The organism is Candidatus Woesearchaeota archaeon (assembly GCA_027858315.1).
Taxonomy (GTDB): domain Archaea; phylum Nanobdellota; class Nanobdellia; order Woesearchaeales; family UBA583; genus UBA583.
This window is the reverse complement of record JAQICV010000072.1, coordinates 38,214-62,621: the sequence shown is the minus strand read 5'-3', so window position 1 is coordinate 62,621 and position 24,408 is coordinate 38,214. Positions and strand designations below refer to the sequence as shown.

Genomic DNA, 24,408 nt, shown 5'->3' with positions numbered 1-24,408 from the left:
ATATGCATAAGAATATTTCTTTTATTCTAAATTTTCAATTTAGATTTTTTATTCAAAAAATAAATTTTTAGATAAAAATAGATAATTAGTTGTTGTTTATACTCAATCGGATGAAGCCTGAAATAAAATATTCTTTCAGTTAAAAGTAAAATATATAAATGAGATAATTCCTAATTTACTATGGAATCATCTTGGAGTAAATGGAATCTTGAAACAAAAAAGAAAAAATTAACCCCAACACTACAAGAAACACTCGAATTATTTTTCAATAAAAACTCAATTTCTCAAATTGCAAAAAAAAGAGGATTTGAAGAAGAAAGTATTGAAAGGCAAATAATAGATTTAATAACTCAAAGTTATATCAATATTGATGATATTTTAGAAGAGAACATAAAAAAAGAAATTTCAGACATTATTGAAAAAAATAAGGATTTAAAACTCTCCGAAATAAAAGAAGCAGCAAATGAGAAAATAACATTTTTTCAAATAAAATGTTTCATTGCTCATTTAAACTCATTTGCAGAAAAAATGGAGGTAAAAATTCCAAAGAAAAAATATTTTGGTAAGAAACAAAAATGAAACAAAATAACAAAATAATCTTTTTTGATTTAGATGATACATTATTTAATTCAGCTCTATTTGTGAATAATGCAAGAGATGCAAGTTTTCAAGCAATGATTGATGAGGGTTTACATACAAATAAAAATGATTTGTGGAGAAAATTTCAAAAAGTATATGAAGAAAAAGGTCCAAATTCAACAAAGCATTATGACTCAATTTTGGAGAGTTACGGTTTAGATAAAAGGGAAATTGATATGTATTCTGCAGTTGCAGTTATGACTTATCATAAAACTAAAAGAGATATTCATCGATATCTCCCAAAAGGAGTTATTAAAGTTCTAAAAAAATTATCCAAAGAATATACTTTAGGAATAATTAGTTCAGGTATTGGAATAAAACAATGGGAAAAATTATTTAGATTAGAAATAGACCATTTTTTTGATAAGAAAAATATATACATAACTGATAGTATCGAACATGAAAAAAATATTAATCTTTATCAAAAAATTTTGATTCACTATAAACATGATTTAAAATTCAAAGATTTGTTTATGATCGGAGATAAGGAATCTACAGATATAACTCCTGCAAATTATGTAGGATTTACAACAATAAGAGTAAAAGGAGAAGGGAAATATAATGGCGATTATTTAGATTCAAAAGCTGATTATAAAACTGAAAATCTTGAGCAAATATTAAAATTAGGTTTGTTTTAAACTTCTAACAGTAAGAAAAATATATAAACTGAATTCTTTTAAATTTCATTATGAAACTAAAAGTACCTCATATTTTATTATTAATTTACTTGGTAGTATTTATTGCATTAGGAATTAATCCTTATGATAGAACAGTATGGATAGCAGAAAATCTACCTATTTTTTTAATAGTTTTATTTCTTGTTTTAACTTATAGAAAATTTCAATTTTCAAACACATCTTACATTCTAATGTCTTTTTTAATCTTCATGCACACAATCGGAGGTCATTATACATTCTCAAGAGTACCATTTGATTGGTTCACAAACTTCTTTGGATTTGAAAGAAATCATTATGATAGAATTGCTCATTTCACAGTTGGATTTTACGCATATGCAGTTGCAGAATTTTTAACAAAAAAGAAACTTGTAAATTCTAAATGGGTAGTTTTCTTATTTGCAATATTTGCAATCATGTCCCTTGCTGGAGCTTATGAATTATTTGAGTGGCAATTTGCAGTTATAGGAGATTCTGAAGCAGGAATGGAAGTTCTTGGTTCTCAGGGTGATATTTGGGATGCTCAAAAAGACATATTAGCTGATACACTAGGAGCAATTTCTGCAACAGCATTATTTGCTTTCATATTTAGAAGAGACTTGAAGAAGATAACTAAAAGAAATAACTGATGGCTAGATTTGTAAAAAATAAAAAGGCAAAAGGGACAGCAGCAGAAAACGAACTAATCCATAGATTTTGGGACACAAATGAATGGGTATGTATAAGAGTTGCAGGTTCAGGTTCAACAAAATATCCTGCACCAGACTTATTAGCCTCAAGAGGAGATAAAAAAATAGTAATGGAAGTAAAAGTAGTAAATGGTGTAAAAAAATATTTTACTCGTCAAGAAATAAATGATTTAAACTTCTTCTCAGAAAAATTTGGTGCAGAAGCTTGGGTTGGAGTAAAATTTGAAGGAAACCAATGGTACTTCATTCCAACTTCAGAACTAGAACAAACTAAATCAGAAAACTATGTAATTGATTTAATTACAATGAAAAGAAAAGGATTCGAATTTGAAGATATGATTGGATAATTTTTATTGATTACCACCCAGTTTTTAGACAACTAATTTTTATAATAAAAGAAACATATAATATTATATGGAACAATTAAAATTAGTATCTTGGAATGTAAATGGTATAAGGGCAATCATGAAAAAAGATTTTTTAGACTCAATTAAAGAAATGAATCCTGATGTCTTTTGTCTTCAAGAAACAAAGGCGCATCCAGACCAATTAGAGCATGAATTAGAGGTTTTAGGATACAAGTACGAATATTGGAACTCTGCCGAGAAAAAAGGTTACTCTGGGACAGCTATATTCTCTAAGTTAGAACCTGTAAATGTATCCTACGGTTTAGGAATTGAAGAGCATGATACCGAGGGTAGGGTAATCACTGCTGAATTTGAGAAATTCTTTTTAGTCACTGTATACACTCCAAACTCCAAACGAGAATTAGAAAGACTAGATTACAGATATGAAAAATGGGATATAGATTTTTTAACTCATGTAAAAAAACTAGAACAAATAAAACCTGTAATCTTTTGTGGCGACTTAAATGCAGCACATAAGGAAATAGACATTAAAAACGACAAATCAAATATGACAACAAAAACAAAACCTGGAAGTGCAGGATTTACTGATAAAGAAAGAGAAGGAATTGACAATATAATTGCAGCAGGATTCATTGATACATTCAGACTATTTAATCCAGAAAAAGAACAATATACTTGGTGGACATATATGTTTGGCGCAAGAGGAAACAATGTTGGTTGGCGTATAGATTATTTTTTCACATCAAACTTATTAAAAGGCAATTTAACAAATGCACAAATAAGAGATGAAGTAATGGGCTCAGATCATTGTCCTGTAGAATTAGAAATTAAATTTTAATTTTAATTCGTTATATTTTTTATTCCAAAAATATCCTATAATTCTCTCTCAAATAATAATCATCAACACCAACTACAGAATAATTAATCTCAAACCCATTTGAAACATCTATGACAACATAATCCCAACCAAGAATATCCCCATTATATATTCCTGAAGTAGAATTAGTCCAATTATACAATGTATTAAAAGAACCATAAGCAAAACTACTATCTACAAATTCAAGTTCAGTATGATAAAGTGAACTATTAGTAGCAGAATTATTAGTTACAAGTTCAACCATATACAAATCAGTATTAATACTTCTAATACTCTTTCTAATTTTTGCAAAATAATCTTTAATAAAAATAAAATGATTAGTTGTAGAATTAACATCATTACTCAAAGAATCAACAACATTAATCGTCCAATTATAAACTCCTGGAGCAAGAGTCAAATTAATAAAAGTATCAACTCCACTATCACAAGAAACATTTCGATTAAAAACATCATTCAAATAAAAACTACAATTAAAAGTTGAATCATCATCATCAACTCTAAATGAAAATTCTATAGTTCCATTTCCAATAAATTTACTAGCGTTAATAGGACTAATTAAAGTAATAGTTGGAATAGTATTATTTGTAATGTTGATAGTTGCGTATTGTGATAAATTGGTACTAATCCTAGAAGTTAAATTTGATAAAACAAATACACTAACATTGACTTGAGTGCCAATTGAACCAGATGCATTAACATTCCAATTGAAAATACAACTACCATCCTCACTAGGAACACAAGACTGTAAATTAGATGAACTAGTCCAGAGCGGCATTATTCCAGAAGCAGTTGAAATAGCATTAATCAAATCTAAAAATGTCCCATCAAATCCTGAAGCAGGAGTAGAAGCTCCAACCTTAGTATTATAATCAAGCCTAATTCTTCCATCTCCTCCAGCTCCACCAGTATCTGATCCATATCCTATAACACTAGCTCCACCCTTAGCATTAACATCACTCATCGAAAGAGTATGAGCAACAAGCCAAATAGTACCACCTGCTCCTGCTCCACTAGTTCCTCCATTATTCTGACTAATTTCTCCTTCCTCACCTTTCGATAAAACTCTTGCATCAATAATTTCTTGAGAGTAAACAATAACGATTCCTCCTCCATCAATATATTCTGGGAAGATCGCAAGGCCATCATTATCTCCTCCTCCTCCAGCTCCTCCACCACAAAATAATTTAGATAAATCAACTAAACCGATACTTGTTCCACCACTAGCATCTGTTCCAAATTGTCCTAATCCATCTCCACCTACTCCTGCATGTCCTCCTCCTGCGCCAGGCTCACCACCAAGTCCAGTTGGACCATAACCTCCACCACCTCCATTTCCATTAGCACTCAATGAATTAGTTCCCAATCCTAAATATCCCTCACCTTGATCTCCCCAAGCGCTATCTCCACAATTATTACAATCTCCTCCTCTAAAACCTTTCTCTGAAACATTAATATAACCTAGAGTTTTGACATAATTAGAAGCTCTAAATACAACAACTCCTCCAGATTCTCCATTCCAAGCAGGAGCAGTAATTGAAGCCCCTAAATTAACATCAACTCTACTATATTGAGGAACTCTAACAACTTGAGTAGCTGAAGCAGAAGTAACATTAAAAGTACCTGAACCAAAATCATTTTTAAGACCTGAATCAAGAGTTAAAACATTCCCAACTTTATTTGAAATACTTACAAACTCATAATAACCTGAACTACCAATACCAGAACCATTTTGCATTTGAATAATTAAAACCTCATCACCAATACTAAAATCAGTCCCATCATTAACAGTAATAGTTGCATCTCCAGACAACTCATTGCCAGCCAAATAAGTGTATGAATTAACAACAGTATTTGCAGCAGTAACATTTAATTCTCCATCACTTGAATCACCAAATGGATTCTTAGTCAAATTATAAACTGCATAAGCACTAACATTTGAGCAAGTTCCAACACAATCCATCGTAGCTTTAATAGTGAAAGTTTGATTCTGTCCAATCTGTTTAATACTATAAGGAGTAGGTAAGTCAAGATTAATCTGAATTGGTCCATAAACTCTATTAATTTCACAATCAATTTTAATAAGAGTCTTATCAGTATACTCATCAGAAGTCACATTAAATACAGCGCTATAAGAACCCGAATCAGAATCAGAACATTCAAATTCAATATTTTTAGTACTACTATCACTCAAATTAATTCCATTAGTCCAATTACTAGTAATAGTAGAACAATTTCCACTCTCACAAGCTACAATAATATTAGAATTATTCCCAATACTTGAAACAACATCTAAAACAACACTTCTATTTCCACTTTGTTTATTAAAAGGAGCAAAAGTATAACTAGTTACATTAAATGATACTACATTTCCTTCAACAATTTTAATAGTTAAATTATCACTAGTAATATTATCATATGCACTAATATTTGAATTTGCTAAAACATTAACCAAATACTTCTCTCCAATATCTCCAGTCATATTAACAATCCATGAAACACTACAACTCTCTCCACTAAATAAAAGACAATACTGTGGCTGAGAAGAAGAACTCCAAATAGGAGTAGTTCCACTAACAGTTGAAATATCGTTAAACAAACTAGATGAATTATACATTGAATGCAAACTCAAATTCCCACAAGAAGTTGAACTCTTCCCCTCACATGAAACAGTAACATTAATCTCTTGAGTATAATTTTGTAAAATAGCAATAATTGCAGCAGTTGAAGGTGAAGTAATACTAATACTAATATTTGGATAATATTTTTGTTCAGAACCATAAAATGTAACCGCGCTATGATCTAAAATATTATTAGAAGTTTGTGAAAACCAATTATCATCTAAATATGAATCTTGGGTTCTCATCTCATAAATATTTCCAGTAAAATAAATCCCAGGACCAAAATTACCATCATGATAATCTTTATTATTTGCTCCAGTATAAGCAATACCTCCATCACCACTATGTGCATCCATATGATCTGGTGAAGCAAGTGTAGTAATAAGTACTCCATCCAAATAAAGCGAATAATTTCCACTCTCAGAAAGATACATTGTAGCATAATATTTAGTATTAGCAGCAACAGACACATTAAGATGATTACCAGCCCAACTAGGAGAACTCTCAGACCACCATCTTGCATACAACTCTCCTCCAACAATGTACATCAAAATTCCATTAGTGCCTCCTCCTTCTGCAAAAAGAGTCTGTCTTGTTGTAACATCACTACTAGTCTCAAACACAATCTCATGAACCCTATCCATCCACTCAATTTCCCAATAAGCAATATTTGTAAGTGACCATGCATCATTTCCATCAAAAGTTAAACCATGACCCAAGAATGTATTATTAACAGTAGGCGCTCCAACATCTGCAACTCTATCTCTATTATTTGAAGTAGAATCTTGTCCAGTTGAATCCATATGATAAACAATTCCATAATTAGTATTCCAAACTGAAGTAGGATTAGCAGCGCTAAGAACAGTTGAATTACCATAATACATACAAACACTATTATTACCAAGAGAAAAATTAGGAATCTTAACCCAAACACTTGCAAAAGAAGCATTATACAATTCAACTTCATACTCTAACTGACTACTCTGTGGCGAGCTACAATCTCCGTTAATAAATCTTAAATCATCATAATCTGCTTGCATATTAGTCTCATAACTAATATTAAAATAAACTGGGAAATCAGACAATACAGAAAATCCATTATTTGTTGCATTAATCTCTTTTCTATACTCAAAATCATCATTCCACCAATTATTTGCACTATGTACAAACTGAATACTAAACATACTAAGCACTAGAATCATCATCCAAAACTTCAAAGTCCTTTGCACATTTATGTTTATCATTTTAGTCAACCCCTACAACAAAATAATTTCCAAGATAATAATCATCAACTCCGACAACTGAATATGTATTATTAAATTCTAAATTCAATTCCCAACCAAGAACAGTTCCATTGTAACTTAAGCCTGAAGTTATATTTTCCCAATCATAAAGCGTTCCAAAAGACCCATAATTAAAACTATTATCAACAAAATCAATAATATTATAATTAGGAATCTCACTCAAAATAGAGCTAACATTTTGAATTATTTTATACTGGTCATTATTCTCAAAAATAATTTCCTTTCGAATTCTTAAATCATATTCATTAATCAAATTAAAATAATGCTTAGAGGAATTAATTGTATTATTCTCATTATCTAAAACTTCAACAATCCAATTATAATTTCCACGAGGAAGTGTTAGATTATAATAATTAATTGTATTATTACATCCAAAACTTCTATTCAATAAATCATTCAAATATAAATTACAAGATAGATTATATTCATTATCTGTAATATTAAATCCTAATTCAATAGTTCCATTTCCTAAAATATTTGTTGAGTTTAAAGGTGAAGTCAAATTAATAATTGGAACTTGCGCATTATCTGAAATCCAGCTAATGTTCAAATTATCCAAACTTACACTTGATAGTCCATCACTACTAACAATTAATTTCACAATCATAGAATTATTTCCAGTAAAATTACTAAACGCTAATCCATTACTCATATTATACCAACTCATTCCATAATCAAAACTCAAATTAACTTCTAATTTATTACTTCCAGAATTATACTCATCCCAGGTAATATTTGTAATACTTGTAATATCTTTAGTAGTATTAATCGATTTGAAAATCACTTCGCTACTCCCTGACCTATCGGCAATATTCTCACTAACACTTCCAATACCCCAAGTCAAATTTGCTACAAGTACATCTGAAGAAATAGGAGTAAATGCTTCATTACACCCATTATTATCATCATAATACCACTGTCCAGAATTATAACAAACTGCAACAAAATAATTACTCTGTTGAGCATGTGGTGCTGGACTAAATCTTGTATGAATATCTTCCTCAGAATACATAACAAATCCTACTGTTGAGAAATCAGAATCTAATGTAGTGACTCCATTACCAATATGTGGTGCTGAAACATTTGTTCCATTTTGACGAACAAACCAACAATTAGCATCTCCTCCAATACAAGTAATATCTACTTCACCAGCATTAGCAGCACCATTCCATTGATTAGCGATATAAGTCATATCTGAAGATAAAACTCCAATTTCTAAACCTTGGTAATATTTAATTGAACCACCTGAATATGAAATATTTTCACCATTCCATAAAGCATCATTAAAAGAATCAATACTTGAATCATCAACAAAATTTTCAAAGAAATTACCTTTCATATCAATAGTAAATGAATTATTTAATGATGAATTAAAATTATCATAACTATCATTAGCAAATATATTAATTGCATAATCTCCTTCAGCTAAATGCAGATATGATGTATCGATGCTTAAACAATTATTACACAAACTATGATTTAATCCATTATCAATATTAAACCAACTAGTAACAGTCTCACTAAAACTTACATTAATCGTAGGTGTTACATCCTGAACGCTTCCAAAAGGAGAATGCAGATTAATTTGAGGCAGAGTTTTATCAATAATTAATGTATGATTAACTCCCCAATCAAATCCTCCTGATTGATCATAAGCAACACAACTCCATAAATAAACTCCACTACTCAAAGGAAGACTAATTGTGAAATTTGTACTATTAATTTGTCCAATTAAATTAGTAGTTTGATTCAAACTCCAACTTCCACTAAAATTACCATAAATTGAGATATTATCTAATTCAGTTGTATTTGTTGTAACAGCAGAACAAGTAAATTCAACAGTATTATTCCCTGTAGTATAATTTGTTATAGGATTCATATAAGTCAAAGTTGTATCAACTGCTTCTTCACCTCCAATAATAAACCCAGGCTCATTAGCTACATATTTTCTAATTCTAATATCTTTGAAATAAATATCACCACTTGCATCTGCATCATCATCAATAGGTAGGTGAATATGAGTAGGAGTAACAGTAAAATCATTCAAAACGCTACCTACATCTTCCCAATTACTTGAACCTGAATAAGGATCATCAGGAACAATACCCCAATTAGTTTGAGAACCACACCATCTATAATTATTAGTATCTTCTTGGACAGTATTTGTATCAAACTTAATAGAAGCAATCTCACCACAATCACTAGATCTAAAACTTAAATCTAACATTTGTGACCCATTATTATAAATTGCATAACTAGTAAATCCACTCAAAACCTTCCAGGAATTTCCCCAAGTATGAAAAGTTCTACCATTCTCTAAAATATCTCCATTTCCTGAAGAATCCTGTCCTGCTCCTTCTGAAGAAATTGTAAGACCACTCATATTAAAGTAGAAATCAAAGACTGCACTAGCATTAGTTCCCTCATAACTAGCACCTGAGTTTCCATAATACATAAAAACATTATATCCTGCAGTTGTAATTCCTGAAGGGATTTTTGTCCATAAATAAATCTCCTCGGAACTAGAAGAACAATTCTTAATCCAATAATCTAATTTAACACTATCAGTATCATCAACAAGCCTAATCTTAGATAAATTATTATAACATGCTTGACTCCAATCAAATCCAGCACCTACAATCGTAGAGTTCAAAATAATCTCTACAGAATAATCTGCAGGAGCAGTTCCACTAGGAGTTGAAACATTAATTGTTTGTCTTAATGGATAACTACCATCCCACCAACTAAATCCTAAATTAATCATAAGTAACATCAAAACAAAAACCATACTAATTTTAATCAAAGATTTTCGACTAATCATTGGCTCTGACCTCCAAGCATTAGTTTTACTTTTTTATCTTCTATCTTTAATTTATCTGAATGGTCTAAATACGCAAGAATAACTTTATATGTTTGATACATAATTTTTTTTGGCAATGAATTCCAAAGTTCAGTTTTAGAGTAAAGCCCCGAATTCTCTACTAAAAAACTCTCAATAGAACAAATTGTATTAAGTGTTGCATTATGATTTTGTGCACTAAAATTATCTAAATTAAATTTAGAATCTCTTCCATTCCATATAACTTTCTTGCCCCGAATTGTTATTTTATTAGAATTAAGAAGATATTCTAGCACTATTTTGTAAGATTGATACATGATTTTCTTTGGTAATGCCTTCCAAAGCTCAGTTTTAGAGTAAAGCCCCGAATTTTCATAGATAAAACTCTCTATGTTAATTATAGTACTAAGTGTACATGCATGATTTTTTGAAGAATAACCTTCGGGGCTAAAAATCATATAAACTTATATGATTTTCTATTTATAAGTTTATTTGTGATTTTTATTGTAAAAACACATTTGTTATAACAAAACTTTAAAAACAAACATAATAAGATAATATCATGCAAAGAGAAGAAATAAGAGATTATGTTTCAAAATATAAAAATCAATATTCTAGAGAATCAATAATAAATCAATTAGTATCTCATGGAGTAAAAAGAAAAGAAGTAGAATTAGTATTCAAAAAATTAGAGACTAGACCATCCCAAAGTGAATATAAATCACCATCAGTATTTCTTATATTATTTATTGTCATCATTTTTTTCACATTTGTTGGAGTATTAATATTCTCAATATTTAATTATGTAGATTTTGATAAAATTGAAGTCTCTAGTGGATTACTTTCAAACAAATTAGATTTAACTAATAATCTTATAGGAGATTCATCATCAATGATTTATGATATAAATAAAAATGAATTCACAATACTTGTAACATTTGTTGGAACAAGAAGTTCTAATTTAATCTTGGAAGGTTCTCAAGTATTAATTGAAAATAAAATTTGTCCTCTAAAAATTGCGCAAAATTTAGCTACTCAAACTGAGTCTCCATCTGATATAAGTTTTATTAATGGCCAAAATGGCTTACTAACATTTGATTGTACAAGTTTAGAAAATATTGAATCAGGAGATATATTAGAAGGAAATATTAATATAATATTACAAAATCCAAAAACTGGGATAAATATTCCTTCAACAGGAACATTTAGAACTACTGTCCAATAATTCCCTAATCAATCATAACAACTTTTTTTAAACATAAATACTAATATAATTCTTATGAACTTAAAAGATTTAAAACTCAAGTCTAATGATATTAGAAAAGATATAGTTTTAATGTTAAACAAAGCAAAATCAGGACACAGTGCTGGAGCAATTGGTCTTACTGATATTTTCACAACTCTATATTTTGATAATCTAAAACATGATCCTAAAAAACCAAATAAAGAAGATAGAGATTTCGTAATTTTATCAAATGGTCATATATGTCCAGTTCTTTATGCAACTCTTGCGCATTCAGGTTATTTTCCAAAAAAAGAACTCTTATCTTTAAGAAAATTAGGCTCAAGACTCCAAGGTCATCCACATAACAATTCACTTCCAGGAATTGAAAACTCTTCAGGTCCTCTAGGCCAAGGTTTGTCTCAAGCAGTAGGACTTGCAGCATCTCTAAAAAGAGATAAAAAGAAAAACAAAGTATATTGTTTTGTGGGAGATGGGGAATTAAATGAAGGTCAAATTTGGGAATCTTTACTATTTGCAGGAAAAGAAAAACTTGACAATTTAATAATAATTGTTGATAGGAATTTCATACAAATTGATGGAAATACTGAATTTGTATTACCGCTTGAACCTTTAAATAAAAAATTCACAGCATTTAATTGTAAATCAATAGAATTCAATGGAAACGATATAAAACAAATCAAACATGTATTTAAAGAAATAAAAAAACTAAAAGGAAAACCAATAGTCCTAATTGCAAAAACAACTCCTGGAAAAAATATATCTTTCATGGAAGGAAAATCTGAGTGGCATGGAAAAGTACCAAATGATGAAGAAGCAAAACAAGCAATCAAAGAACTTGAAGCTATTGAATTAAAAATTAAAAGAGGTGAATTCTAAAATGATGATAATAATTTGCGAATCAAATTTTAGCAGCGTTCAAAAAATCAGCGAGGTGAGTTTTTGAAAATGCTCAAAAAACCTAAAATCTTGGACACAGAAATAAAAATTGAAACAAAAAAAGAATTAGATGAAATAAGAGTAATTAATTCGACAAAAAAAAAAGTAATAAGAGAAGCAAAAGACTTTAAAATAATTACAAAAGAGAAAGAAATAGATTATAAACAATTTTTAAAAGAAAATAAGTTTGATGGTATAATCAAAATTCAAAAAAATGATTATAAATTAATACATAAAAATCAAAAATTATTAACTCATTTTAATTTACAATATTCTGGACATGAAAAAGGAAAAGTGTATTTACTCGTGAAAATTTTAAAACAAGGCCACTACATCTCAGATGAAGATTTTTCTTATCCAGTTTTAGATTTAAACAATTGTTATGTGGCAAAATGTTTAGAAGTTAGAAATTACATAGATTGCAATACATTACAAAAAGAAGATTTTGAAAATTCATTTGAAAATATAAAAAATAAAACAGAATTAAAAAAACAAATATTAGAAAGATATTCTCATTCACTTCCTGAATTCTCAAATAAAGAAATTCTAGATTTAGGAGTAAGTATAACTCAATTAGAAATTATTGACAAATTTACTTTTGAAGAGCTAAAAAGAAAAATTTCAGAATCATATATTTCAACTTTAGACGATAACTCAAAAGGTCAAACTAGAAATGGTTTTGGAAAAGCAATGGTTGAGCTTGCTAAACAAAATAAAAACATTGTAGGTCTTTGTGCTGATTTAAAAGATTCTTTAAAACTAGGTGAATTTGCAAAACAAAATCCAAACAATTTTTATGAATTTGGAATCTCTGAACAAAATATGCTCTCTGCAGCAGCAGGAATGACAATCAATAATAAAATACCTTTTGTAGCATCATACGCTGCATTTAATCCTGGGAGAAATTGGGACCAATTAAGAGTTAGTGTATGTTACTCAAATACTAATGTAAAAATAGTAGGTGGTCATGCAGGACTTACAACTGGCCCTGATGGTGCAACACATCAAGCACTAGAAGACATAGCAATAACAAGAACTCTTCCAAATTTAGTAGTAATAGTTCCATGTGATGAAAATCAAACCAAACAAGCAACAATTGCTTCAGCTAAATATAAAGGCCCTGTATATATAAGATTATCACGAGAAAATGGTATGAATATAACTAATACTAAAACTGAATTCGAAATTGGAAAATCTCAAGTTTTAGATAAAGGTGAAGACTTAACAATAATCGCAACCGGACTAACAGTCCAATTTGCTCTAAAAGCAAGAGAAGAATTAAAACTTCTAAATATTTCAGCATCAGTAATTAATCTACACACAATAAAACCACTTGATGAAAAAACAATTCTTGAATACGCAAGAAAAACAAAAGCAATAATAACAATTGAAGAACATCAAATCCAAGGAGGAATGGGAAGTGCAGTTTCAGAATATCTCTCACAAAATTATTCAGTCCCAATTGAGATGATTGGCGTACAAAATACCTTTGGAGAAAGTGGAAATGGATATGAACTTTTAGAAAAATATAATATCTCGACAAAAGAAATTATTCAAAGAGCAAAGAAAATATTAAAGAGAAAGTAATTATTATTTAACTGCTTTAAGAGAGTTCTTCTTAATTCCCTCATTAAATCTATTACCAAGATTTTGAAGATAAGTATCATATAATACATCAATATTATTATAGCCTTTTGCAAAACTGTACTCTTTTGATAAATCAAATATATATGAAGCTTTATGAAAATTAATTACAGATTTCATAAATCTCAAATAATTATTCCTATCATAATAAATAGGCCATTCAAATTGTGTTTTAATATTTAATTTTTCTCTACTATTACTAACACTAATATAACAAACATTATATGACTCACTTTCTTCAAAACCATTTTCATCTTCTTCTAAACTTTCAGCATCTATTCTAAAATCATTAATTGTAGAATATTCACCATCCGTAGCATCTAAAAAATTTTGAGCAATTATATCATCATATTTAAGAGTATCAATAGAAGACTTAACTCTAGACAAATTATTTCCTATTCTTTTTAAGATTTTAACAAGTTTCAAATGATTACTTTTATCACTCTCAATTTCTGTTTTAACTAATAAAGTTCCACTTGACTCATTAAAAGATATATAATTATAAACTAATTCCATAACTAAAAAATATTTCTATCCTTTATATTATTTACTATTTAGTAATAATATTATTTTTGAGCTAAACTATTAGAAAATAACTCTTCAACACATTTATCTCTTTTTTTAATATCTTTAATAATATTCTTGATATTATTTTTCATTGTATCAAGTTTATATTCAAATTCAAATTCAACACCATAAATCTGTTCTATGTAATCATAAACTAATACAAGTCCATCAAAATGATCTTTAATATTAATGATTGGGAATCTAAATTTATTTTCAAAGGTAATTGTATCTCTAGAAACAAGATAATCTAAAATAAAAACTTCTTCTTTTTCAATTTCTCTTAAATCATTTAGTTGAGATTGAGAATATATGAGACTATTACCAGTATTTATTACTCCATTTTTTTTGTATTTAATTGGTGAAAGAATTGGTTCTAATTTACAAGGAATAGTAGTTTTAATATTTTTATTCATAAAGGACCAAGTATTAAATAATACCGATTCAAGTTTGTCTGGAGAATTTTTTTCTACTAAATCTATATCAACATTTAAATGAAAATCATAATAATCTAAATCAGCTTTAAAATGCATATAGTTAATATAGTTAGGACTCATATATTAACGTTTTCATTAATAAACAAACCTTTATAATAATATTATACTATGAAGTATTTATGGAATTCAAATTTAAACCTAGTGTTAATAGAGTTTTATTTCCAAGTATGATAATATTTATCTTTTTTATTATAATATTTATTATAGGAATAGGAATAATAAACTTAGTTCCACAAGTTGATTACTATACTAAATTAGCTGGCAATTCGCTTATAGTATTTTTAATATTAGTACTAATAACTTCATTTGTAAACTCAATTGGGAAAGTTAGAAATACAACCTATTTCATTAATAAAAAATTCATAACAAGAAATAAAAAATTCATAAGTGAAATTCAAGAAGATATACCAATAGGACAAATTACAAATGTTGATTATAGAATAAGTTTTTTTTTAGACAAACTATTTGGGACAGGTTCAATTGCAGTATATACAAGTGGTTCTAATTCTGCTGACATTAACATTTCAGGAATTAAAGATGTTGTAAAAATATATGAAGGTATAAATAATTTACTTAAACTAAATAAAAGTATTGAACTTAACGCAGAAGGAGAAGTTCGAGGCACTCATCAAAAAATTGAAGAAAGTAAATTAGTTGAGAGAATTAAACCGAGTGCAGGAATTGCTACAGCATTTAGTGTTTTTTCTACATTTATTTCCTTTATTATGTTTGGTGTATATGTATTAATAGATTCAAGGATAGCCTTATACTCGAGTTATCCTATCTTAAGTATATTTATGGTTTTGGTAGTCTCAATTATTTGGTTATTCATCGCTCCTTTTTTTACATACAAAGCATACAAAAAAAAATACTATGATTTTTATACGGACAAATTAGAATACTATGATGGTTTTTTTAATTTACACAAAGCAACAATTCCTCTTGAGAGAATAACAAATATTTCCTTACACAAAGGTTTAATAGAAATGATAGTTGGAGTATCAAGAATCGATATTGAGACTGCAGGAAGCTCAGGTGCAGAAATTAAAATAAGTTATGTCAAAAATGGTGAGGCCATAATTGCAAATTTAAAGGAGGTATTAAAGAAACATGGAAGAAATTAGATTTAAACCAAGCATTAAACCAGAAATGTATCTTTCAGGATTTTCAGTAATTTACTTAGTATTAATAATAATACTTGCTATTTTAATTCATCCTACAATTTTATTTGGAATTGCAATATTAATTCCAATAGGTCTTGGAGTAATAGCAGGAATATTTTCAAAAATATTTTTAACATATACAATAACTAATGAAAATGAGATAATGATTAAATACTCTTTTTTATCCGAGCAATCTAAATTTTTTAGAGTTGATCAAATAACTAGTATAACTCAGTCAAGATCTCCTATTCAAAAATTAACAGGATTAGGTAGTGTTCAATTTGGAATATTTGGTAAAAATAATTTTAATTTACAACCAGGAGAAAATGCTAATGCTTACAGAATAAATTCAATTTTCTCTTCAATAGAAAACTATGATGAGATATTTCAAAGATTAGCAAGAGTAATACATCTAGAAACAGACACTAAAGATATTTACAAAGAAAAACCTTCAACATCTCCTAAAATATTTTCAATAGGATTAAATTTAATTTTCATGGTTTTATTTTCAATAGTTTCATTTTTCATATATGAATTTGTACTGAGAATCTTGCCTACAAATAGTTATAATCTTCCTGAAGACACACAAATAGTTAATATGATTGCTTTAGGAATTATAGGTTTTTATATGTTAATCTCTCTTCTAATTTTATTAGGGCAATTCATAGGTTATTTAAGATTAAGACAAAAAACGAATTATATTTATGAAGACAAAGTTGAATCAAGTTATAGTTACTTTTTTTCTTCAGCTAAAACTTATGTACCAATTAAAAAAATAACTAATACTCAAATTAATAGAAATTTGATTTCGTACTCTTTATTCAAAGTTGGTTCTGTAAAAATCTTTACTGGAGGAGACAACGACCCTAAACTTGAACTATTAAGAAATTATGAAAGATTCTCTGAAATAGTCTCTAATTTATATTCAGGAAAATCAGTAAAAGAAGCAATTGAATACAGAAAAGAGGAAGGCTATAAGACTAGTCCTTCAAGTTCATTCTTTATCACAAATTTATTTTGGACAAGTATTTTTTTTATACCAATAATTGCAGGTTTATTTCTCATACCTTATGGATTTATAGGCTCAATTTTCTTTGGAATAATTTATTTATTAATAATAATATTAAGATTAATTTTATGGAAAAATACTTCTTATGAATTTTTTGATAATAAGATTGTTGATAAAAGTGGAATTTTAAATATTACTAAAAAAGAGATTTACTTTAAAAATATAAAACATATTGAGTTGAGAAGAAACTTGTTATTTGATAGAATTCTATCACAAGGTACTGTTTTTTTATACACACCAGGAACTGGGATGGTAGATAATAAAATAAATTCAGTAAAAGAATACGAGCAAGTATATAAAGAACTAAAAGAAATAATTGGTGAGATGAATTAATTATCACCAAAGATTTTATAAATGAGTAAACTTTTTATTTAATTAGATGGATGAGTTTGTTCTTATAGGCGATGTGGGTGGGACAAATTCAAATTTAGCATTAGTTCAAAGATTAAAAAAGGATTATGAGATAATATTTCAAAAACTTCAACCTAATGCTGCATTTGATTCTTTTGAAAACCTACTAAAAGATTTTTTAAAAATTTGTAATATAAGATATAAAGTTGAACCTGAAAAAGCAATTTTAAGTGTCGCAGGTGAAATTGATAAATATAGAGTGAAATTATCAAATTCTAAATTTATTATTGATACAAAAGAACTTGAGAAAAAAACAACTCTAACAAAGATAGAGTTATTAAATGATTTTGAAGCAATTGCATACTCTGTAGAAAAATTAGAGAAAAAACATGTTAAAATTTTAAACAAAGGAACAGTTCAAAAAGGTAAAACTGCAGCTGTAATTGGAGCAGGAACTGGTTTCGGGAAAGCTGTTCTAATATATGATAAACTAAACAAGAATTATTTAGTTCAAGCATCTGAAGGAGGACACTGTGATTTTGTAGCATATGATAAAGAAGAGTTGGAACTAGTTGAATTCATAAGAGAAAAAGAATCAAAAGAAGTTGTGGTACTTGAAGATATAATTTCTGGAAGAGGTATAGAATATATATATTCATTTTTACAAAAAAAATATACTGGAATTGAAAATAAATCTTCTGCTGCAAAAATTTCTGAGAATAAAAAAAAGGATCCAATTGCAAGAGAAACAATGAGACAATTTTTCAAATATTATTCTAGAGCATGTAAAAATCAAATACTTGAAACTCTATGTGAATCTGGTCTTTATATTGGGGGAGGAATAATTGCAAATAATATGGATTTCTCTAAAAAAGAATTCATAAAAGAGTTAACAAACAATCATTTATTTGAAAGTTTATTAAAAAATACACCTGTTTATATAATCAAAGATTATAATTGTTCTTTATTAGGATTAATGAATTATCTAAATAAACATGAAGAAATTATAAAATTATGAGCTCTTCATTTTAATAGAATTAATAATCACAATTATACTAAAGAATAGTTTTATTAATACTAAAATTAGTGATTAATTATGATAAATAAAAAAAATCTAAAAATTTTAACATACATTTTATTTTTTTTAGTTTTAATAGTATTGATATTTATTTTTTCAAAATATTATTTTACGGATTTAGAGAAAACAAAAGAATATATTCTAAATTTTGGGATTTTTGCTCCATTAGTATACATATTAATTATGGCAATAGCAATAATAATATCTCCAATACCATCATTTCCTCTTGCAGTAATTTCAGGAGTAATATTTGGAACTTTAAACGGAGTAATTTACACATTAATTGGAGCAGAAATTGGAGCAATAACTGCATTTTATCTCGCTAGAAAATTAGGGCGAAAATATATTTTAAAAAAATTCAAAAATAAACTCGAATTTATAGAAAAAATTCCCGAAAATTTATTAGCATTATATATTTTCATATTTAGACTATTTCCATTTTTTCAATTTGATATTGTGAGTTATGGTGCAGGCCTTACAAAAATTAAACTAATAAAATTTGCCACTGTAACATTTTTTGGAATGATTCCTATGGTAATAGTTTTTGTATACTTTGGGAGTTCAATTAAAATCAATCCAATAAACACATCAGTAATTACAATATTCATAATTTCAATGATGTTTTTATTATCATACCATTTTAAATATAGATTAGAGAATTAAAAAGACTTATAAACATAGTATTTAATCTTAAAATATGAATGAGTATAAAACTATTGAAGTTGGAAAAAACAAAATAGATTATATTCAAAAAGGTGAAGGTAAAGACATAATTTTTTTTCATGGATTTGGTATTCCTCCAAACTTGTGTTCAGGATTAATTGATTGCTTTGCAAGCAAATATAAAATTACTGCACCAAAGCTTACTGCAATAAATTATTTAAAAGTACAACCTAAATCTCTTAACGAATATGTCGAAATTGCAAGAAATTTTATGAAAGCATTAGACATAGATAAGAGATATTTAATAGGACAATCTTGTGGAGGTTCATTAGTTTTAGAATTATTAAAAGATGTAGATAATAAAAATAAAGCAGGAATTGCAATTAATCCAATTTTACCAACAAAGATATTACTTCCCAAAATTAGATTTTCGTTAATAGCATTATATCTTGTACACGAAAATTCTTTAGGCAAATTAAAATATATGAAAAATTTTCTTAAAGATCCTTTAAAATCAAGAGCATTGGTAAAAGAGATTGGAGAGTATTCTTGGGAAAAAATACATCCCATAAATCCATCTTTAATGATTCATTCAAATAGTGATGAATTTTTTAAAGAAAGTATAAATGAATTAGAAGAAAGAAAAAATTCATTGGGAAATCTTGAATTAGACATTTTAGAAGATTATGATCATATGTGGTATTTAAACTCTCCTCAACTATTATTTGAAAAAGCAGATAAGTTTTTCTCAAAGTACTAGAATTCAAATAATACTTTTTTGAAATTAATTACTTTGTTATTCTTAATCTCAATTCCTTCAGATTCAAGTAGTCTTATTTTCTCATCAGTTCCATGCATAAATCCCCCTATCTTTCCGTTCGAATTAATAACTCTATGACAAGGAACTTGAGGCGCATAAGGATTTCTACCAAGTGTAGTTCCAACTGCTCTATATGCTCTTGTATTTAACCTTAGAGCTAATTCTTTGTATGTTGTAACTTTCCCTTTTGGTACTCTCTTTAGTTCATCATAAACTCTCTCAGAAAAAGATTTCATCTTATATATTTAATTTGATAATTTAAAAAGTTACTTATTTAAGATTTTATTTTAACAAATTTTGCCTTTAAAGTCTCTATCAATTCCAACACCTTTCAATTCAGTATCATTGTAAAGCACTTTACCGCTTTTTCCAAACATCTCAGTTTTTTGAAATATTTTTGATTTAATTTGAGCATCATTATCTGCTACATCTTTTCCACAAGAAATTTGCGCTCCTACTTTTAGTGTAGTTGTAAGCAATCCACAATCATCATGTCCGATTTCTGGATCTTCACATGCAAGAATCATACCTTGAGATTCATAACCTCCAAGTTTTGCAGCTTTAAGATTTGCAATAACAATTACTTTTTTATTTTCTAATTCTTCTTTTTTGTAAATGCCTTGAAGCCCAGAGACAATTTGTCTCTTCTCACTACCTAAATCAACTTGTAAAACAAATAATTTTTCAGAATCTGGATGTAATTCAACTTTAACAATCTGAGCAGCTTTTAAATTTAATTTTCTAAAACCTTCTCTTACCTCTTCTTTAGGTTCTTCTTTCTTCTCAAGTTTAATCTTTTCAAATAAATTATCTTTCTCACCTAAAGTATGTCCAGCAGGAATTGCTTCAAACTTATCAAAACTTCCTTTCTCAAAATTATATTGCTTTCTGATTCTTTGAGCTTTTGAAGGCATGAAACAATCAATATAGTCAGCAAATGTTTTCATTGCAAAATTTAAAGTATTCATGATTGCAGATAGTCTCTTCATATCTTCCTCTTTCCATGGAGCAACTTTGTTAACATATACATTTGTTTCTCTAATTGCTTTCCATAAAATATTAATTGCTTTATTAAATTCTAAATTTTGCATTGCTTCATTAAAAGGTTTAAAAATATTAAGTTGTTCAACTAAATCAATCTCATGTTGGCTTAAGTTTTCTTGATTAGGAACATTGCCACCAAAATACTTGTTAGTCATTGCATGAACCCTTGAAATCAAATTTCCTAAATCATTATTCAATTCATTATTAATTTTCTCAGCAAATGTTTCATAAGAAAAATCTAAGTCATCTCCAAATGCGCCAAGAGCTAACATATAATATCTAAATTCATCCACACCATACTTTTGAGCAACTTTAATTGGATCAATAACATTATCTAATGCCTTACCCATTTTCTCTGAATCAACAGTCCACCAACCATGCGCAAAAACTTTCTTTGGCATCTCATAACCGGTACTCATCAAAAAAGCTGGCCAATAAACCTTATGAAACCACATAATATCTTTTCCAACAACATGAACACTTGCAGGCCAAAACTCATTCTTATCATTCTTATCTAACAAAGAAACATAATTAAACAAAGCATCAAACCAAACATATGCTACCTGTGTATTATCAAATGGAAGTTCAATTCCCCATTGCAAACTCTCCTTATTTCTTGAAATACTAATATCTTGCAATCCTTCTTTTACTCTATTAATGGTTTCTTTAGCTTTAGAATGTGGGGATAAAAAATCAGGATTATCTTCATATAATTTTAACAACTTATCTTCATATTTAGAAAGTCTAAAAAAGTAATTCTCCTCACTCATCTTAGATACTTTCTTTTTATGAATCGGACAAATATTATCATCCATTAAATCTTCTTCCTTGTAATATTGCTCACAATCAATACAATACAAACCTTCATATTTTGCCTTGTAAATATCTCCATTATCAAATGATTTTTGAAGCATATCCTGAACAAATTTCTTATGGTGTTCATCAGTTGTTCTAACAAAATAATCATTAGAAATATTTAATTTTTCAAGTTGTTCTTTAAACGCAGGAATTAAATTATCTACAAATTCCTTAGGCTCAACTCCTGCAGCTCTTGCATTTTGTTCAACTTTTTGTCCATGTTCATCAGTCCCTGTAGAAAAAAAAACATTTTTCCCAATGTTTCTATTCCATCTAGCTAAAACATCACAAGCAATTGAAGTGTAAGCATGTCCTAAATGTGGTTTGCCACTTGTATAATAAATAGGTGTTGTAATATAGAAATTATTCTTGTTATTTTTTTTATCCTTACTCATAATATAAGATAAATAAAAGTATTTTATAAAATTATTTAATTAATTATAACTTTTTGAATTAATTTTTCTTTTAATTCATTAACTTTATTCAAACTCTCCCAAGTAAAATCTTTATCATCACGACCAAAATGTCCATATGCTGCAGTCTTTGAAAAAATAGGTCTCCTAAGTTTTAAGTAATCAATAATTCCTCCTGGAGTTAAAGGGAATATAGTTTTAATTGCATTGATTAAATCATTTTTAGGAACTTTTTCAGTCCCATAAGTTTCAACATGAATTGAAGTTGGTTCAGTAACACCAATGGCGTAAGATAATTGAACTAAACATTTATCTGCTAATTCTGCTGCAACAATATTTTTTGCAATATGTCTAGCAATATATGCAGCAGACCTATCAACTTTTGTTGAGTCTTTTCCACTAAAAGCTCCTCCTCCATGAGCCCCATGTCCTCCATAAGTATCTACAATAATCTTTCTACCTGTAAGTCCTGCATCTCCTTGAGGTCCACCAATTACAAATTTACCTGTTGGATTAATATGATATTTAGTATTTGGATCCAATAATTCATTAGGAATAATAGGTTTAATTACATATTCAATAATATCTATCTTTAATTGTTCTAGCGTAACATTCTCACTATGTTGAGTTGAAACAACAATTGCATCTATCCTTTTTGCAACATCATTTTCATACTCAATAGTAACTTGAGTTTTCCCATCAGCTCTAAGATAAGACAATGTTTCTTCTTTTCTAACCTTAGATAATTGAAATGTAAGTTTATGTGCCAAATCAATAGTCAAAGGCATATAAGTAGGAGTCTCATTAATAGCATAACCAAACATTATACCTTGATCACCAGCACCAAGTTCTTTGGTCTGTGAACAAGGTTCCGAACGATTATCAAGAGTGACTACACCTTGATCACCTGCGCCTATCTCTTTTTGTTCTCCTTCATTAACTCCTTGAGCAATATCTGGGGACTGTTGTTCAATTGCAACAAGTAAATTTAAAGTTTTATAATCAAATCCTTTATCTGAATCATCATAACCAATTTCTTTAATTTTATCTCTAACTATTTTTTGATAATCTAATTTTGCATTTGTAGTAATCTCTCCTAAAAGCATAATCATTCCAGTTTTAGTCGCACTCTCACATGCAACTCTAGAATAAGGGTCTTGTTTTAAACAAGCATCAAGAACAGCATCTGATACTTGATCACAAATCTTATCTGGGTGTCCTTCTGTAACACTCTCTGATGTAAAATAATATTTTTTATCCATTTTGTTTTAAGTGGAGAAAAAATGCACCGAAAAAATCAAAGATTTTTGACTGTGTATTCTTATTATCCATACTAATATTAATAAAATTTCTTATATAAAGCGTCTTGACATTATTATTCTTTAAAGAATAATTACTTATTGTTTAAATAAATCACTTTTAGTAATAAGTCCTAATACTTCATTATTTTTCCCGACCAAAACAAATTTAATTTTATGATTTTGAAAAATATAACTCAAATCAGATGCACTATATTCGGGAGGAACAATAATAGGATTTGGTTCAATAAATTTTTTAATTTGTGTTTCATAAATATCTATTTTCTGTGTTATAACATCAAGAATAGTTTTTTCATAAATTGTTCCAATAGGTATATTATCTTTAAAAACCAAAAGTTGCGAAAAATCATTTTTTCTCATAAGTTCTAAAACATTAAAAATTTTACAATTAGGTTTTACTGATATAATCTCTTTAATCATAATACTCTCAGCTTTGACATTTGAAATTTCTTCTTGTTCACTAAGCGCTTTTTCAATTTTCAAAATAGTAGAATAAGTAGGATCAATTTTACCATTTTCTAATTTATTGACAATTGATTGTGATAAATTTGCAATTTTTGCAAGCTTCAATTGTGAGATATCAAGAAAATTTCTTCGTCTCTTAAATTCTCTAGCAACCTCTAAAATTTCATTTTTAGTAAAATCCTGTTTTAGTTGTATCATATATTTTTTAATTATTCTTAATTTATATAACTATTCTTTAAAGAATTATTAATAAAATAAAAATCAAAGATT

At 28.0% G+C, this 24,408-nt stretch carries 22 protein-coding genes; 13 read left to right on the top strand and 9 right to left on the bottom strand.

The genetic code is table 11. From position 1 onward, the window contains the following. Positions 1 to 180: 180 nt before the first annotated feature. The 5 genes from PF569_06830 to PF569_06810 all read left to right on the top strand — a co-directional run bounded on the left by PF569_06830 (position 181) and on the right by PF569_06810 (position 3,208). On the top strand, positions 181 to 579 hold the full coding sequence (locus PF569_06830) for a helix-turn-helix domain-containing protein (GenBank protein ID MDA3855953.1): 399 nt from the start codon (positions 181 to 183) through the stop codon (positions 577 to 579). Next, positions 576 to 1,277 (top strand): HAD hydrolase-like protein, encoded by a 702-nt coding sequence (locus PF569_06825; GenBank protein MDA3855952.1) that lies wholly within the window; start codon positions 576 to 578, stop codon positions 1,275 to 1,277. Before PF569_06830 ends, PF569_06825 begins: the two co-directional genes overlap by 4 nt. 50 nt (positions 1,278 to 1,327) lie before the next feature. Next, positions 1,328 to 1,942: a DUF2238 domain-containing protein gene (locus tag PF569_06820; GenBank protein ID MDA3855951.1), complete on the top strand. Its 615-nt coding sequence runs from the start codon at positions 1,328 to 1,330 to the stop codon at positions 1,940 to 1,942. Then, positions 1,942 to 2,349 carry a Holliday junction resolvase Hjc gene (gene hjc, locus PF569_06815; protein MDA3855950.1) on the top strand — a complete coding sequence of 136 codons (408 nt, stop codon included), beginning with the start codon at positions 1,942 to 1,944 and terminating at the stop codon, positions 2,347 to 2,349. Before PF569_06820 ends, hjc begins: the two co-directional genes overlap by 1 nt. A gap of 67 nt (positions 2,350 to 2,416) precedes the next feature. Next, positions 2,417 to 3,208: an exodeoxyribonuclease III gene (locus PF569_06810; GenBank protein MDA3855949.1), complete on the top strand. Its 792-nt coding sequence runs from the start codon at positions 2,417 to 2,419 to the stop codon at positions 3,206 to 3,208. A 19-nt stretch (positions 3,209 to 3,227) separates the two neighbouring features. Here the strand turns inward: PF569_06810 and PF569_06805 are convergent, their stop codons facing one another. The 3 genes from PF569_06805 to PF569_06795 are packed head-to-tail and all read right to left on the bottom strand — an operon-like array spanning position 3,228 to position 10,466. Continuing rightward, entirely contained in the window at positions 3,228 to 7,109 is a 3,882-nt protein-coding gene (locus PF569_06805) for a DUF2341 domain-containing protein (protein MDA3855948.1), read from the bottom strand. A gap of 1 nt (position 7,110) precedes the next feature. Beyond that, complete coding sequence (locus PF569_06800; GenBank protein ID MDA3855947.1) at positions 7,111 to 9,990, bottom strand: DUF2341 domain-containing protein; 2,880 nt, start codon at positions 9,988 to 9,990, stop codon at positions 7,111 to 7,113. Then, positions 9,987 to 10,466: a hypothetical protein gene (locus tag PF569_06795; GenBank protein ID MDA3855946.1), complete on the bottom strand. Its 480-nt coding sequence runs from the start codon at positions 10,464 to 10,466 to the stop codon at positions 9,987 to 9,989. The genes PF569_06800 and PF569_06795 overlap by 4 nt, the downstream gene beginning before the upstream one ends. Positions 10,467 to 10,570: 104 nt before the next feature. On the opposite strand from PF569_06795, the gene PF569_06790 reads away from it, so the two are divergent. From PF569_06790 to PF569_06780, 3 genes are all read left to right on the top strand, one after another. After that, positions 10,571 to 11,233: a hypothetical protein gene (locus PF569_06790; protein MDA3855945.1), complete on the top strand. Its 663-nt coding sequence runs from the start codon at positions 10,571 to 10,573 to the stop codon at positions 11,231 to 11,233. Positions 11,234 to 11,287: 54 nt separating this feature from the next. Then, positions 11,288 to 12,130: a transketolase gene (locus tag PF569_06785; protein ID MDA3855944.1), complete on the top strand. Its 843-nt coding sequence runs from the start codon at positions 11,288 to 11,290 to the stop codon at positions 12,128 to 12,130. Between the two features lie 693 nt (positions 12,131 to 12,823). After that, positions 12,824 to 13,777 carry a transketolase family protein gene (locus PF569_06780; GenBank protein ID MDA3855943.1) on the top strand — a complete coding sequence of 318 codons (954 nt, stop codon included), beginning with the start codon at positions 12,824 to 12,826 and terminating at the stop codon, positions 13,775 to 13,777. A 3-nt stretch (positions 13,778 to 13,780) separates the two neighbouring features. On the opposite strand, the gene PF569_06775 is transcribed toward PF569_06780, so the two are convergent. Next, positions 13,781 to 14,350: a hypothetical protein gene (locus PF569_06775; protein MDA3855942.1), complete on the bottom strand. Its 570-nt coding sequence runs from the start codon at positions 14,348 to 14,350 to the stop codon at positions 13,781 to 13,783. 50 nt (positions 14,351 to 14,400) lie between these two features. Next, complete coding sequence (locus PF569_06770; GenBank protein MDA3855941.1) at positions 14,401 to 14,955, bottom strand: hypothetical protein; 555 nt, start codon at positions 14,953 to 14,955, stop codon at positions 14,401 to 14,403. 59 nt (positions 14,956 to 15,014) lie between these two features. Between PF569_06770 and PF569_06765 the strand changes: the two genes are divergently transcribed. From PF569_06765 to PF569_06745, 5 genes are all read left to right on the top strand, one after another. Continuing rightward, positions 15,015 to 16,019: a PH domain-containing protein gene (locus PF569_06765; protein MDA3855940.1), complete on the top strand. Its 1,005-nt coding sequence runs from the start codon at positions 15,015 to 15,017 to the stop codon at positions 16,017 to 16,019. Further along, entirely contained in the window at positions 16,006 to 17,460 is a 1,455-nt protein-coding gene (locus tag PF569_06760) for a PH domain-containing protein (protein MDA3855939.1), read from the top strand. The genes PF569_06765 and PF569_06760 overlap by 14 nt, the downstream gene beginning before the upstream one ends. Positions 17,461 to 17,506: 46 nt before the next feature. After that, positions 17,507 to 18,496: a glucokinase gene (locus tag PF569_06755; GenBank protein ID MDA3855938.1), complete on the top strand. Its 990-nt coding sequence runs from the start codon at positions 17,507 to 17,509 to the stop codon at positions 18,494 to 18,496. Positions 18,497 to 18,574: 78 nt separating this feature from the next. Beyond that, positions 18,575 to 19,219, top strand: coding sequence for a TVP38/TMEM64 family protein (locus PF569_06750; GenBank protein ID MDA3855937.1), 645 nt, complete (start codon positions 18,575 to 18,577; stop codon positions 19,217 to 19,219). 34 nt (positions 19,220 to 19,253) lie between these two features. Then, positions 19,254 to 19,979: an alpha/beta hydrolase gene (locus PF569_06745; protein ID MDA3855936.1), complete on the top strand. Its 726-nt coding sequence runs from the start codon at positions 19,254 to 19,256 to the stop codon at positions 19,977 to 19,979. Here PF569_06745 and PF569_06740 read toward each other — a convergent pair. The 4 genes from PF569_06740 to PF569_06725 all read right to left on the bottom strand — a co-directional run bounded on the left by PF569_06740 (position 19,976) and on the right by PF569_06725 (position 24,336). Continuing rightward, positions 19,976 to 20,275 carry an MGMT family protein gene (locus PF569_06740; GenBank protein ID MDA3855935.1) on the bottom strand — a complete coding sequence of 100 codons (300 nt, stop codon included), beginning with the start codon at positions 20,273 to 20,275 and terminating at the stop codon, positions 19,976 to 19,978. The genes PF569_06745 and PF569_06740 overlap by 4 nt on opposite strands. Before the next feature lie 51 nt (positions 20,276 to 20,326). Beyond that, complete coding sequence (gene metG / locus PF569_06735; protein ID MDA3855934.1) at positions 20,327 to 22,336, bottom strand: methionine--tRNA ligase; 2,010 nt, start codon at positions 22,334 to 22,336, stop codon at positions 20,327 to 20,329. Positions 22,337 to 22,371: 35 nt separating this feature from the next. Continuing rightward, a complete protein-coding gene (gene metK, locus PF569_06730) occupies positions 22,372 to 23,616 on the bottom strand; it encodes a methionine adenosyltransferase (protein ID MDA3855933.1) in 1,245 nt (414 codons plus the stop codon). Positions 23,617 to 23,751: 135 nt separating this feature from the next. After that, positions 23,752 to 24,336 (bottom strand): CBS domain-containing protein, encoded by a 585-nt coding sequence (locus PF569_06725; GenBank protein MDA3855932.1) that lies wholly within the window; start codon positions 24,334 to 24,336, stop codon positions 23,752 to 23,754. Positions 24,337 to 24,408: the final 72 nt, after the last annotated feature.